Below are 13,003 nucleotides of genomic sequence, written 5' to 3'. Positions count from 1 at the left end.
CCGTGAGTTTGTTAAGATATATGAGTCGCCGCGATGAGCGATGAACTTCCTTCATCTCAATCATGCGGCTGGCAGATGACCTTTGAAAACTGAACAATGCAACATACGAATGAACGCCAGATAAGTAGAGAGCCATGTTTGAAGGAGCCGTAAGGCGACGCGCAAACATGAGCGAATCACTTATACCGAGATTAACTCGGTAGTGCGAGGTTCTAGAGATAGAACGTCAAACAATGAGTAACAAACCAACAATAGTAAGAATGAGCTAGTGCTCTTCACATATCATGGAGAGTTTGATCCTGGCTCAGGACGAACGCTGGCGGCGTGCTTAACACATGCAAGTCGAACGAGAGGACATGGAAAGCTTGCTTTTTATGGAATCGAGTGGCAAACGGGTGAGTAACGCGTAAGCAACCTGCCCTGCAGATGGGGACAACAGCTGGAAACGGCTGCTAATACCGAATACGAAGCAGCTCCCGCATGGGGGGCAGCTTGAAAGGATGGCCTCTGAATATGCTATCGCTGCAGGAGGGGCTTGCGTCTGATTAGCTGGTTGGAGGGGTAACGGCCCACCAAGGCGACGATCAGTAGCCGGTCTGAGAGGATGAACGGCCACATTGGGACTGAGACACGGCCCAGACTCCTACGGGAGGCAGCAGTGGGGAATCTTCCGCAATGGACGAAAGTCTGACGGAGCAACGCCGCGTGAGTGAAGACGGCCTTCGGGTTGTAAAGCTCTGTTATACGGGACGAACGGGCGGGATGCTAATACCATCCTGTTGTGACGGTACCGTAAGAGAAAGCCACGGCTAACTACGTGCCAGCAGCCGCGGTAATACGTAGGTGGCAAGCGTTGTCCGGAATTATTGGGCGTAAAGGGTGCGCAGGCGGTCTCTTAAGTCTGTCTTAAAAGTGCGGGGCTCAACCCCGTGAGGGGACGGAAACTGGGAGACTGGAGTATCGGAGAGGAAAGCAGAATTCCTAGTGTAGCGGTGAAATGCGTAGATATTAGGAGGAATACCAGTGGCGAAAGCGGCTTTCTGGACGACAACTGACGCTGAGGCACGAAAGCCAGGGGAGCGAACGGGATTAGATACCCCGGTAGTCCTGGCCGTAAACGATGGGTACTAGGTGTAGGAGGTATCGACCCCTTCTGTGCCGGAGTTAACGCAATAAGTACCCCGCCTGGGGAGTACGGCCGCAAGGCTGAAACTCAAAGGAATTGACGGGGGCCCGCACAAGCGGTGGAGTATGTGGTTTAATTCGACGCAACGCGAAGAACCTTACCAAGCCTTGACATTGATCGCAATGGATAGAGATATCCAGTTCCTCTTCGGAGGACGAGAAAACAGGTGGTGCACGGCTGTCGTCAGCTCGTGTCGTGAGATGTTGGGTTAAGTCCCGCAACGAGCGCAACCCCTATCTTCTGTTACCAGCACGTGATGGTGGGGACTCAGGAGAGACTGCCGCAGACAATGCGGAGGAAGGCGGGGATGACGTCAAGTCATCATGCCCCTTATGGCTTGGGCTACACACGTACTACAATGGCTCTTAATAGAGGGAAGCGAAAGGGCGACCTGGAGCAAACCCCAAAAACAGAGTCCCAGTTCGGATTGCAGGCTGCAACCCGCCTGCATGAAGGAGGAATCGCTAGTAATCGCAGGTCAGCATACTGCGGTGAATACGTTCCCGGGCCTTGTACACACCGCCCGTCACACCACGAAAGTCATTCACACCCGAAGCCGGTGAGGCAACCGCAAGGAACCAGCCGTCGAAGGTGGGGGCGATGATTGGGGTGAAGTCGTAACAAGGTAGCCGTATCGGAAGGTGCGGCTGGATCACCTCCTTTCTAGGGATAGAGGCCGGAAGGAAGACGAAAGTCAGACTTCTGACGATTCTTAGGTCGGCATTCTGGCAGAGTATGAAGCATTGTTTAGTTTTGAGAGGCCATCCTCTCAGACGTACCTTGACAACTGTATAGAAAACGAAGAAACACCTCTTTTTTGAAAAGAAAAGAGACTTAACGAACCTTAGAAAAAAAGAGCAAGTCAAGTAAGTAAGGGCGTACGGCGGATGCCTTGGCTATATCAGCCGAAGAAGGACGCGATAAGCTGCGATAAGCTGCGGTGAGGTGCAAGTAACCTTTGACCCGCAGATGTCCGAATGGGGAAACCCGGCGTGAGGAGTCACGTCATCCTCTTAAGAGGAAGGGCACCCGGTGAACTGAAACATCTAAGTAGCCGGAGGAAAAGGAATCAAAAGAGATACCCTGAGTAGCGGCGAGCGAAAGGGGCAGAGCCCAAACCGGGATGGGAAACCAATCCGGGGTTGCGGACTGCGGAAAACTGCACGAGCGAAGCAGAATGAGCTGGGAAGCTCAGCCAGAGAGAGTGAGAGCCTCGTAAGCGCAAGCAGATGCAGGGAGCAGGATCCAGAGTACCACGAGACACGAGGAACCTTGTGGGAAGCAGGGGGGACCACCCTCCAAGGCGAAACACTGATATAGACCGATAGCGCATAGTACCGTGAGGGAAAGGTGAAAAGAACCCCGGGAGGGGAATGAAAGAGAACCTGAAACCGTATGTCTACAAGCAGTCGGAGCACTATATACGTGCGACGGCGTGCCTATTGAAGAATGAACCGGCGAGTTACTTCGTCCAGCGAGGTTAAGCAGGAAATGCGGAGCCGCAGCGAAAGCGAGTCTGAAGAGGGCGATGAGTTGGAGGGAGTAGACCCGAAACCACAGTGATCTACCCATGTCCAGGTTGAAGCACAGGTAAAAATGTGTGGAGGACCGAACCAGTGAGCGTTGAAAAGCTTTTGGATGAGATGTGGGTAGGGGTGAAATGCCAATCGAACGTGGAGATAGCTGGTTCTCCCCGAAATAGCTTTAGGGCTAGCCTCATGGAGAGAGTACAGGCGGTAGAGCACTGAACAGGGTAGGGGCCTATCCGGCTACTGAACCTAATCAAACTGCGAATGGCTGTACTTATACATGGGAGTCAGACTGCGAGTAATAAGACCCGTAGTCAAGAGGGAAACAGCCCAGACCAACAGCTAAGGTCCCCAATGCCGTACTAAGTGGTGAAGGATGTGGAATTTCGAAAACAACCAGGATGTTGGCTCAGAAGCAGCCACCATTAAAAGAGTGCGTAATAGCTCACTGGTCGAGAGACTCTGCGCCGAAGATGACCGGGGCTGAAGTACGGAACCGAAGCTTTGGCATGTATGTAGATACATGGGTAGGGGAGCGTTCCTGCATGGGAGAAGCGGTACCGGAAGGAGCCGTGGACAGGCAGGAAGAGAGAATGCCGGTATGAGTAGCGAAAAGGAAGGTGAGAATCCTTTCCACCGAAAGCCTAAGGGTTCCTGGGCAACGCTCGTCGACCCAGGGTAAGTCGGGACCTAATCCGAGGCGGAGACGCGTAGGAGATGGACAACAGGTTGAGATTCCTGTACTGCAGCCGTTTGTTTGAGCGACGGAGTGACGCAAGAAGGAAAGCGCGCGTGCGACTGGAAGAGCACGTCCAAGCAGGTAGGTCGGGAGACAGGCAAATCCGTCTTCCATAAGGCCGAGATGTGATGGGGAGCTTCTGGAGACAGAAGCGAAGGGGCCGGCACTATATTGCCAAGAAAAGCTTCTAGTGAGAACGGCAGCACCCGTACCGAAACCGACACAGGTAGGCAGGAAGAGAATTCTAAGGTGCGCGGGACAACCCTCGTTAAGGAACTCGGCAAAATATATCCGTAACTTCGGGAAAAGGATAGCCTGTAGTCAGTGAAGTGCAGAAGCGCACGGAGCTAAGGCAGGCGGCAGAAGAGAGGCCCAAGCGACTGTTTACCACAAACACAGGCGTCTGCTAAAGGGAAACCTGACGTATAGATGCTGACACCTGCCCGGTGCTGGAAGGTTAAGAGGACTTGTTAGCGCAAGCGAAGCAGAGAATTGAAGCCCCAGTAAACGGCGGCCGTAACTATAACGGTCCTAAGGTAGCGAAATTCCTTGTCGGGTAAGTTCCGACCCGCACGAAAGGTGTAACGATTTGGGCACTGTCTCAACGAGGGACCCGGTGAAATTGAAGTACCTGTGAAGATGCAGGTTACCCGCGACTGGACAGAAAGACCCCATGGAGCTTTACTGTAACCTGAGATTGAATTCTGGTAGGAGATGTACAGGATAGTTGGGAGGCGGAGAAGCGAGTACGCCAGTATTCGCGGAGCCGATGGTGGGATACCAACCTTGTTTTATTGGAATTCTAACGAGAAGCGTAACGAGCTTGCGGACAGTCTCAGGCGGGCAGTTTGACTGGGGCGGTCGCCTCCGAAAGAGCAACGGAGGCGCCCAAAGGTTCCCTCAGTGCGGACGGAAACCGCACGAAGAGTGCAAAGGCAGAAGGGAGCTTGACTGCGAGACGGACAGGTCGAGCAGGGACGAAAGTCGGGCTTAGTGATCCGGTGGCATAGAGTGGAATAGCCATCGCTCAACGGATAAAAGCTACCCTGGGGATAACAGGCTTATCTCTCCCAAGAGTCCATATCGACGGGGAGGTTTGGCACCTCGATGTCGGCTCATCACATCCTGGGGCTGAAGTAGGTCCCAAGGGTTGGGCTGTTCGCCCATTAAAGTGGTACGCGAGCTGGGTTCAGAACGTCGTGAGACAGTTCGGTCCCTATCCATCGCGGGCGGAAGAAACTTGAAAGGGGCTGCTCCTAGTACGAGAGGACCGGAGTGGACCGACCAATGGTGTACCAGTCATGACGCCAGTTGTGCAGCTGGGTAGCTACGTCGGGGACGGATAAACGCTGAAAGCATCTAAGCGTGAAACCAGCCTAGAGATGAGGTTTCTCATTACGCAAGTAAGTAAGGTCCCACAGAGACGATGTGGTAGATAGGCCGGGAGTGGAAGTACAGTGATGTACGGAGCGGACCGGTACTAATAGACCGAGGACTTGACTTAAAAGGTAAGGTAAGGAATACGTTTTCTATACAGTTGTCAGGGCACGGCCCTGACAAGAGAATTCAGTGGCGATAGCTGCGGGGATCCACCTGTTCCCATGCCGAACACAGCAGTTAAGCCCGCAAACGCCGAAAGTACTTGGGGGGAAGCCCCCTGGGAGGATAGGAAGCCGCTGATTAGGAAAAAAAGCACCAGCCAAGATGAGCTGGTGCTTTTTTTGTGGTTAGTGATTAGTGGGAAGTGAAGAGTGGCGGTTTCCTATCATCCTAGGGTAAGCGAATAATAAAAGGGTGGATTTACCCAGATTTTCTTTCATGAGATAATATACCATCATCCGATAGGTAATCTGAGAGCTTTTTCTAACGTCCGGCATTTTACATACACAGTTTGATTTTACGCTTACGTAAAAAAACAAGAACCACATATAAAATGGTTCTTGTTTTTTTCGGTATCACATTACTATATTCTTATTAATAGTTGTCGTTTTTCAATTCGAAGAAGGACTGGGGATGAGCGCATACGGGGCAAACTTTCGGTGCTTCATCAGCTTCGACGATGTATCCACAGTTACGGCAGACCCATGTTCTCTTTTCAGGTTTCTTGAAAGCGGTACCGTTTTCTACATTTGCCAGCAGTGCCAAATACCGTTCTTCGTGATGTTTTTCGATTTCTGCTACTTTTTCAAATAAATAGGCAATCGTATTGAAGCCTTCTTCACGAGCTTCTTTTGCAAACGTCGGATACATTTCGGTCCATTCATAATGTTCACCGGCAGCGGCGTCTTTTAATGCATTGATGTCATTTGGCAATTCGCCACCGTTGAGCAGTTTGAACCAGATTTTTGCATGTTCTTTTTCATTATTGGCTGTTTCTTCGAAGAATGCTTTGATTTGTTCGTAACCGGCTTTTTTAGCTACACTGGCATAGTAGGTGTATTTATTGCGTGCCTGAGATTCACCAGCAAATGCAGCCTGTAAATTTTTTTCAGTCTTTGATCCTTTTAATTCCATAACGTATAACCTCCTATATTCTTTATCAACTAAATCATTTCTCTTTCGATGTTTGTATTGTAACATCTTCCACCCATCTTGTCAACAAATAATCAATATTAAATAATAAAAATATGATACGCTTTAATGTGGACAGGGGATTTGTGCTGCCGGGAGAAGCATGATATCATATTCATAGAAAACAGGATAGGAGGTTCAACATGGAATTAGGATTGAAAGGAAAAGTAGTTGTCATTACGGGTGGTACGGCTGGCATCGGCGCGGCCTGCGCCATCGGCTTTTGCCGGGAGGGAGCAGCCGTTGCTGTCTGTGGCAGAACTCAGAAGAGAATCGAAGCGTTTAATCAGGAATGCCACGCGGCAGGTGTGACCGTATTTGCGGCTCAGGCTGATGCCGGTAATATAGAAGAGCTGCAGCGGTTTGCTGACGAGGTACTGGGCCAATATGGTCATATCGATATCTGGATAAATAATGCCGGCATCAATATTGGCAAAAAACTTATGGATATTACCTTATCAGACTGGGAAAAAATGGTGCGGGTCAATCTGACAGGTGTCCTCTTTGGGACACAGATTGCTGCCCGGGCTATGGGCGAAAAAGGCGGCGTTATTTTGAACGCTTCTTCCTACGCTTCGCTTGTCCCTTCTGTGGGAGGTACGATGTACGGTGCTACGAAAGCAGCCGTTACGAATATGACAAAGACGATGGCAGCTGAACTGGCTCCCCAGCATATCCGGGTCAATGCCTATGTACCTGGTGTGATTGATACTCCTATGAATGCGGACCGCATTGCTGCTGATATTACGGGATCACTCATCGATGCGATTGCCCTCCACCGGGTGGGTTCTCCCGAAGAAATGGCTAAGGTTCTTATTTTTCTGGCATCGGATGCAGCCAGTTATATTACCGGTACTACTATTGAGGTTAGCGGTGGCAAATACGCCGTACAAAATTCTAACGTCCTGTGGAAATAACCTGGAACGTGTAATAAATAAGGACCGCTGCCCGGATATGGGGCGGCGGTCCTTGTCTATTCTTATTATGCGATATGATATTTATGTTCCAGTCGTTCCAGCAGAGACAGATAAGGAGCAGCAAAATCCTGTCCTTCTTCTTTTTCCATATTATGAACTGCAGCATCAATCTTTTCTTTTATCTCTGCCGGCAGGCTGCGGTCTGCCATAGGGTATACGACCGTATTTTCTTTATCGACATGAGCCTGCAGGCGGTTTACATAGGCCATGGCTTCTGTCAGGATTTGGAGTTTATATAACGTATCAGGATGAGCCTGATAGTTTTTCAATGCGTCATCCAACGCACGGACATGGGCACGGATGAGATCATGCTCAACAAGCATGCCGTGATTAATGATGACGGAGGCGATTTTTTCCAGATGTTGTACCATTTCGGGAAATAAGACAAGTTCTTCCCGGCGGTGATGATGTCCGTCTGCATAGGTACGGATAAATTTCAGAATTTCTGTAAATTCATTGCAATCGATGGGGGAACCATCCAAAACAGCACAGCAGGCCTTTTCTATTACCTTCAGCATCCGCGAAATATTGGCATGCTGTTTTACCATAACTTCTGTACAATACATACGTATCCTGCCTTTCTCAGGCGGCTTTTTTCACGATATGGAATGAGCCGTCTTCTTTATGAAGAAATGAATAATCGGTGTGGGATAACAGGCCAGCTATCAGAGCCTGACGGAGCAGATAATACCATTGACCATGTCCCTGCCAGTAATCACTGTGGATGTCAGCAGACTGTATCCAGGTAATGACATCATCACTGCTGTGAGAGACGCGGTTAATCTGATCACACGGCATACCGTCGAGGAGCAGGTCATCGAGACGGTGGAATGCTTCCGGCGCGGTAGCAGCTTGCAGGTTTTGGGCGGCACCAAAATCGCCAGCTGCTTGTTCCAGCACTTTCAGACGGGTTTCATCAGAGCCGGCAAGGTACAGGACGAGGCTGGCATACCGGGTTTCTGCATCCTGGATGCGTGTCTGCAGCCAGCCATGAATATTGGTTTCGTCAATGATTTCATCAAGCTGACGGCGGTCCGGGCAACTGAAACGGGTCAGATCTTCATCGTTCCAGCCTTTCTGTACGGCACAGGAAATGAGAGCGTCTATAAGGGATTCCTGAAACTGTATTTTGTGATATAACCAGAAATGGACAGGTCCTAAAAATTTACTCATAATCTGCTTCCTCCTTTATGCACGATGTGCCTGAATGGTGGCGTTGACGGCGGCCGTTACGGTGCGGGCGTCGAGGCCATGTACATAGCAGGCATTTGCCAGGCTTTCCTGCTGGGATGACGGGCAGCCCAGGCAATGCATACCCTGTTCCAATAATGTGTCTACTACTTCGGGGTAGCTGCGCATAATGTCTCCCATGAGCATATCTTCTGTTACGGTCATTGTTTTTTCATTCATCATATATTCCTCCTGTTGAAAATATCTATGGATTTATGTGACTTATCTTTGTCTGTCTGTACTATAGCACGGATGTATCCTGTAAATCTGTTGTTATTACAACAGGAGGCAAAAGACTTTCCTAGACTTTGACTTCATAATGATATTTGACTAAAAACATAAAACAAGATTTTGTTTATCTACATCTGCTAAAAAGAGAGACAAGTGGGGGCTTTCCTGATATACTTTTGTATAATGAATGATAGATTGACAAAGAGGTGTGAAGCATGCAGATTTCTACAAAATTTACTATTGCGATACATGTATTGACAGCTGTCCGGTATTTTTCCGGCAATTATAAAGTAACTAGTGATTTTTTGGCAGGCAGTGTAGGAAATAACCCAGTTATTATCCGAAATATCATGTCCCAGCTCCGGGAGGCTGGCGTTATTGATATTAAGCGTGGTCCCGGCGGCATTACCCTGACGCGGCCTTTGACGGAAATTACATTTCTCGATGTTTACCAGGCCGTAGAAAAGAAGCCTGATGAAAGCCTGTTCCATTTTCATGAGCACCCCAATGATAAGTGTCCTGTTGGCAGAAATATTCATCAGAGTCTGGAAGGAATTCTGGATGATATACAGCAGAAGTTTGAAGAAGAATTGCAAAAACATACGTTGCAGGATGTATATGACCGGGCCGTACAGGCTATTAGCCATGAAGCCATGTAATGCTTAGTGGTACGGGCCGTCAGAGAAAGGCTTTTAGTTGACACTCTATATAAACCATGTCATAATTACATAGATATGCCTTTAAAGCTGTGTGATTGCGGATTGGCAATACGTTGTGACAGGAGGAATACCATGGCAGATGATCGTATTATTACAGCTCTGGATGTACATTCGCTGGAAGATATGAAACGTCTCGTAGAAACTTTAGGAGACCGCATTTCTTTCTACAAAGTCGGTATGGAGCTGTTTTATAGTGCCGGACCTGATACGGTACGCTATCTGAAAGAACAGGGGAAACATGTGTTTCTGGATTTAAAACTTCACGATATCCCTAATACCGTAGCCCAGAGCGTACGGGCCCTTACCCGTCTGGGAGTGGATCTGATGACTCTTCATGGAATGGGAGGCAGATCCATGATGGAAGCTGCGGCAGCAGCTGCACGGGAAGAATCGGCCCGCCTGCAAATTGCCCGGCCCCGTCTGCTGGCTGTAACCATCCTGACGAGTATAGATGAAACGGCATGGAGAGAAGTAGGAGGAGCCTGCAGCATTGCTGAAGAAGTCAAAAAGCTGGCGGCCCTGGCTAAAGAATCGGGTATTGATGGAACTGTTTCGTCTCCCTATGAAGCGCGGGAAATACGGGAAATGAATGGCCCGGATTTTCTGATTGTTACTCCGGGAATCCGTCCGTCCTTTGCTGTAGCAGATGACCAAAAACGCTTTACGACGCCATCTCAGGCATTGCATGATGGAGCATCTCACCTGGTCATCGGACGGCCTATTACGAAAGCGGCTGATCCGGCATGTGCTGCCGATAAAATTTTAGAAGAAATACAGGAGGTATGATTGGCAATGTTATCTGAAGAAGAAGTAAGACAATTATTAGTAGAAACGAAAGCTGTATTGGAAGGTCATTTCCTTTTGACATCCGGCCTGCACAGCCCCTTATATGTAGAAAAATTTAATGTCCTCCAGCATCCGGAATATACAGAAAAGCTTTGTAAGGAACTGGCAGAACGGTTTAAGGATCAGAATGTCCAGACCGTTATGGGGCCTATGACGGGCGGTATCCTGCTGGCTCATGAAGTCGGCAAGGCTCTGGGTACACGGGCTATCTTTACGGAAAGGGAAAAAGGCGTCATGACACTGCGCCGGGGATTCCATATTGAACCGGGCGAACGCGTTTTGATTGTAGAAGATATCGTGACTACTGGCGGAAGCGTTCAGGAAGTAGTCGATGTAGTAAAAAAAGCTGGTGGCGTCATTGTCGGAGTCGGCCTTCTCGTTGACCGCAGCGGCGGCAAAGCCGAATTCGGCGTACCTAAAGATAAGGTGCAGGCTCTCCTTCATCTGACGGTTCCAACATACAAACCGGAAGAATGCCCGCTTTGCAAACAGGGAATTCCCATGACGGAACGGGGCAGCCACCATCTGAAATAACTTGTAGGAGAGATTGTTACTATGGATATGTTATGGGCTATTTTGCCTTTCTTTAATGCAGGCTTGGTAGCAGCTGTCTTTGCCCGTTTTACCGGTGTCAATATGAGTATGTGTACGCTTATGACGCTGTTGTACATGGGGGCAAAGCCGGTTGAAGCAGTGGTCGCCATGCTGCTTTTCAATGTGTTTACGTATTTCACGATTTATTCTCAGCAGCATCTGATGAAGTTAAAGGAATTTTATTTCTTCCCCGGTTTTAAACTGGCAATTCCTATTCTGGTCATGATAGCGCTGACGGCTCTGAATGCCTTTTTTGGTATTGTATTTTTTGTCGCCGTCTTTTTATTGGAAATCTTTGCAAAAGTATATTTTGCCATGGATAAAAAAGTGCGCCCCGCCCGGCAGCAGCTTGTCACATTATGTGCCATCGGATCAGTCTGTGTCGTGGCAGGCGTAGCATTGGTGCAGTTCCTGCCTGCTGAATACTATTATATTTTTGCCGGCATCATGATACTGGCCTATGCGTTCCTTATGTGGCGCAGTGGCAACCGCAATCAGCTTACGGACATATGGGATAAGCTTCTTTATGGAAGTGCGTTCGTTACGGGGCTTACAGGCATCGATGCGTCGGACTGGTTTGCGGCCATGCGGCGAAATACACCGTCTGCCTTATCGCGGTGCTATCCCATCGTACTCAATACGGCTATGGTCATCGGACTGATTGTATCCTATTTCCTGTATCAGTACTTTTCTCTGGGGTCGCTGTTTACTTCTATTGGGGCGGCCATTGGCATCCGCCTTTTCGGACTCTACGAACACAGTACGCGTTCCCATTTTTCCTACCTGGCTCTGGGACTGACTGTACTTACTGTATTGATTTTTATGCTGGTCCAGCCTGTGCCGTCGGGATTCCCGGAAGTTCCTCTCGGTGTCGGTGATGATGCTTTTACATGGTAAATAATATTATAAAAAACTGGCTTTTCCGTTTAGAGGAAAGCCAGTTTTTTTATGCAGGCTGCCTGCGCTGAAGTGTGACAAGAAATACGGTAGCCAGGATGCAGGCGAATCCGATGAGTTCGGGAAGATAGAAAACGGTACCGAGAAAAACAGCCGATGCAATAGAGGAGGTTACCGGTTCCAGTGTTCCCAGCAGGGTGGCTTTGACAGGACCGATGTCACCGACGCCGCGCAAAAAGAGATTGTATGTCAGGACCGTACCGATGAGTACGACGGCGGCCAGAAGCAGATACCCTGTCATATCGAGGTCAGTGGGAATGGTCCAGGGTTGCAGGAAACAGCAGAAAACGACTCCGCCGATGAACATGCCCAGGGCGTTGACGGTAATACTGCCCCAGTGCCAGACCAGATCCTGTGCCAGAAATGAATAACAGACACTGGCGACGGCTGTAATCAGTCCCCACATAAGGGCCTTGGAAGACAATACCATCGTAGATGGGTCTCCGTTGGTAGCGATGAGGAAGACGCCGGCCAGAGCCAGAAAGACGGATAGTGTTTCGGCCCGTGTAGGCAGGCGGTGGCCGCGGAAACAGACGATGACAGCCATCATCACGACACATAACGTCTGCAGGACGGCGGCCGTACCGGCATTGGCATATTGGATGGTCGTATAAAATGCCGTCTGACTCATGAGCAGGCCAAAGATAGAATAACAGAGAAGCAGAATGACATTGCGGCGTATCTTCAGCATGTCTTTCATCGCTCTATAATGAGGAGCTGCCATGAGCATCAGAAACAGACCGGCGCCGATGAGGCGGACGCTGGAAATCCAGAACGAATCAATGGTGTAATGGTGGAGCAGATACTGGCCGGCCGTACCGGTCAGTCCCCAGATAACTGCACCACCGCCAGCACAGAGATAACCCCTCAGGTAATGGCGTTGTGGCACGATGGAATTCCTCCTGTAATGTATTTCCTTTATTGTAACATTTTTATGAGAGGAATACAGCCGGAAATTTTTACTTCCAACAGGCCTGAGGCACTTGACGGAAGTGGTACAATAGAAAGAGCATGGATGAATTATTTGCAGTCGTCTGGAGGCTGTTGTTTCAGGAGGATACATGAAAAAAAATACAAGTTACAAGGTACAAGTCAGTGCCGGAACGTTGATTCTGGCTATGCGGGATTATTTCCAGGCGCGCAGAGACGGGCGGACAGAAGAAATGGAAGCCCAGCTCCGGCTGGCCGAAGCCTGCGTCAATGATATGGAAGAAGAAGCCGGTCACATAGCCGAAGCCATAGCCGATGCGGATGAGTATATGGAGGAAGAAGATTTCTGGGATGAGTCGGAAAAGATGTATGTCAATGTACCAAAATGGTATAATTAAAAATTTTTTTGTCAAAAATTTTCCTTGACTTTAAAAGGACATCTATATAAAATAATAAAGAAAGATTCAGGCGGCAGTCCTGTGAGGCTGTGCTGA

The 13,003-nt window shown here is 49.1% G+C and carries 11 protein-coding genes and 3 rRNA genes; 9 read left to right on the top strand and 5 right to left on the bottom strand.

What is annotated here, in order from left to right:
- Nucleotides 1-281: 281 nt before the first annotated feature.
- The 3 genes from ACGTIC_RS12715 to rrf all read left to right on the top strand — a co-directional run bounded on the left by ACGTIC_RS12715 (nucleotide 282) and on the right by rrf (nucleotide 5,136).
- Nucleotides 282-1,849 (top strand): 16S ribosomal RNA (locus ACGTIC_RS12715).
- 197 nt (nucleotides 1,850-2,046) lie between these two features.
- Nucleotides 2,047-4,958: ribosomal RNA gene (locus ACGTIC_RS12710) — 23S ribosomal RNA — on the top strand.
- Between the two features lie 61 nt (nucleotides 4,959-5,019).
- Nucleotides 5,020-5,136, top strand: a 5S ribosomal RNA gene (gene rrf / locus ACGTIC_RS12705).
- Together the 16S, 23S and 5S rRNA genes form the textbook arrangement of a ribosomal RNA operon.
- A gap of 292 nt (nucleotides 5,137-5,428) precedes the next feature.
- Here rrf and rbr read toward each other — a convergent pair.
- Nucleotides 5,429-5,968 (bottom strand): rubrerythrin, encoded by a 540-nt coding sequence (gene rbr, locus ACGTIC_RS12700; RefSeq protein ID WP_059076391.1) that lies wholly within the window; start codon nucleotides 5,966-5,968, stop codon nucleotides 5,429-5,431.
- A 200-nt stretch (nucleotides 5,969-6,168) separates the two neighbouring features.
- Here rbr and ACGTIC_RS12695 point away from each other — a divergent pair, with 200 nt between their 5' ends.
- Nucleotides 6,169-6,942, top strand: coding sequence for an SDR family NAD(P)-dependent oxidoreductase (locus ACGTIC_RS12695; RefSeq protein ID WP_059076392.1), 774 nt, complete (start codon nucleotides 6,169-6,171; stop codon nucleotides 6,940-6,942).
- 65 nt (nucleotides 6,943-7,007) lie between these two features.
- On the opposite strand, the gene ACGTIC_RS12690 is transcribed toward ACGTIC_RS12695, so the two are convergent.
- From ACGTIC_RS12690 to ACGTIC_RS12680, 3 genes are read right to left on the bottom strand one after another with little or no spacing between them, the layout of a single operon-like run.
- A complete protein-coding gene (locus ACGTIC_RS12690) occupies nucleotides 7,008-7,568 on the bottom strand; it encodes a hemerythrin domain-containing protein (protein ID WP_113855083.1) in 561 nt (186 codons plus the stop codon).
- A 16-nt stretch (nucleotides 7,569-7,584) separates the two neighbouring features.
- A complete protein-coding gene (locus ACGTIC_RS12685; protein ID WP_113855082.1) occupies nucleotides 7,585-8,175 on the bottom strand; it encodes a hypothetical protein in 591 nt (196 codons plus the stop codon).
- Nucleotides 8,176-8,190: 15 nt separating this feature from the next.
- A complete protein-coding gene (locus ACGTIC_RS12680) occupies nucleotides 8,191-8,415 on the bottom strand; it encodes a DUF1858 domain-containing protein (protein WP_200817499.1) in 225 nt (74 codons plus the stop codon).
- Between the two features lie 263 nt (nucleotides 8,416-8,678).
- Between ACGTIC_RS12680 and ACGTIC_RS12675 the strand changes: the two genes are divergently transcribed.
- The 4 genes from ACGTIC_RS12675 (at nucleotide 8,679) to ACGTIC_RS12660 (ending at nucleotide 11,519) form a co-directional block, all read left to right on the top strand.
- Nucleotides 8,679-9,122, top strand: coding sequence for an Rrf2 family transcriptional regulator (locus tag ACGTIC_RS12675; RefSeq protein WP_059076395.1), 444 nt, complete (start codon nucleotides 8,679-8,681; stop codon nucleotides 9,120-9,122).
- 132 nt (nucleotides 9,123-9,254) lie between these two features.
- Nucleotides 9,255-9,968: an orotidine-5'-phosphate decarboxylase gene (gene pyrF / locus ACGTIC_RS12670; protein WP_059076396.1), complete on the top strand. Its 714-nt coding sequence runs from the start codon at nucleotides 9,255-9,257 to the stop codon at nucleotides 9,966-9,968.
- 6 nt (nucleotides 9,969-9,974) lie between these two features.
- Nucleotides 9,975-10,562: an orotate phosphoribosyltransferase gene (gene pyrE, locus ACGTIC_RS12665; RefSeq protein ID WP_059076397.1), complete on the top strand. Its 588-nt coding sequence runs from the start codon at nucleotides 9,975-9,977 to the stop codon at nucleotides 10,560-10,562.
- Between the two features lie 21 nt (nucleotides 10,563-10,583).
- A complete protein-coding gene (locus ACGTIC_RS12660) occupies nucleotides 10,584-11,519 on the top strand; it encodes a hypothetical protein (protein WP_059076398.1) in 936 nt (311 codons plus the stop codon).
- A 49-nt stretch (nucleotides 11,520-11,568) separates the two neighbouring features.
- Here ACGTIC_RS12660 and ACGTIC_RS12655 read toward each other — a convergent pair whose 3' ends face one another.
- The gene (locus ACGTIC_RS12655; RefSeq protein WP_075581493.1) at nucleotides 11,569-12,468 is read right to left on the bottom strand and encodes a DMT family transporter; all 900 of its coding nucleotides are present in this window, start codon (nucleotides 12,466-12,468) and stop codon (nucleotides 11,569-11,571) included.
- A 172-nt stretch (nucleotides 12,469-12,640) separates the two neighbouring features.
- Here ACGTIC_RS12655 and ACGTIC_RS12650 point away from each other — a divergent pair, with 172 nt between their 5' ends.
- Nucleotides 12,641-12,907, top strand: coding sequence for a hypothetical protein (locus tag ACGTIC_RS12650; protein ID WP_113855080.1), 267 nt, complete (start codon nucleotides 12,641-12,643; stop codon nucleotides 12,905-12,907).
- Nucleotides 12,908-13,003 lie beyond the last annotated feature (96 nt).

The sequence above is a fragment of the Megasphaera hexanoica genome (assembly GCF_043520715.1).
GTDB classification, from domain to species: Bacteria; Bacillota; Negativicutes; order Veillonellales; family Megasphaeraceae; genus Megasphaera; species Megasphaera hexanoica.
This window is presented reverse-complemented; position numbering and strand designations above follow the sequence as displayed.

Bases quoted from the DNA above. Each gene is read 5' to 3' on its own strand.
- rbr (WP_059076391.1), bottom strand. From the start codon at position 5,968: ATGGAATTAAAAGGATCAAAGACTGAAAAAAATTTACAGGCTGCATTT.
- ACGTIC_RS12695 (WP_059076392.1), top strand. From the start codon at position 6,169: ATGGAATTAGGATTGAAAGGAAAAGTAGTTGTCATTACGGGTGGTACG.
- ACGTIC_RS12690 (WP_113855083.1), bottom strand. From the start codon at position 7,568: ATGTATTGTACAGAAGTTATGGTAAAACAGCATGCCAATATTTCGCGG.
- ACGTIC_RS12685 (WP_113855082.1), bottom strand. From the start codon at position 8,175: ATGAGTAAATTTTTAGGACCTGTCCATTTCTGGTTATATCACAAAATA.
- ACGTIC_RS12680 (WP_200817499.1), bottom strand. From the start codon at position 8,415: ATGATGAATGAAAAAACAATGACCGTAACAGAAGATATGCTCATGGGA.
- ACGTIC_RS12675 (WP_059076395.1), top strand. From the start codon at position 8,679: ATGCAGATTTCTACAAAATTTACTATTGCGATACATGTATTGACAGCT.
- pyrF (WP_059076396.1), top strand. From the start codon at position 9,255: ATGGCAGATGATCGTATTATTACAGCTCTGGATGTACATTCGCTGGAA.
- pyrE (WP_059076397.1), top strand. From the start codon at position 9,975: ATGTTATCTGAAGAAGAAGTAAGACAATTATTAGTAGAAACGAAAGCT.
- ACGTIC_RS12660 (WP_059076398.1), top strand. From the start codon at position 10,584: ATGGATATGTTATGGGCTATTTTGCCTTTCTTTAATGCAGGCTTGGTA.
- ACGTIC_RS12650 (WP_113855080.1), top strand. From the start codon at position 12,641: ATGAAAAAAAATACAAGTTACAAGGTACAAGTCAGTGCCGGAACGTTG.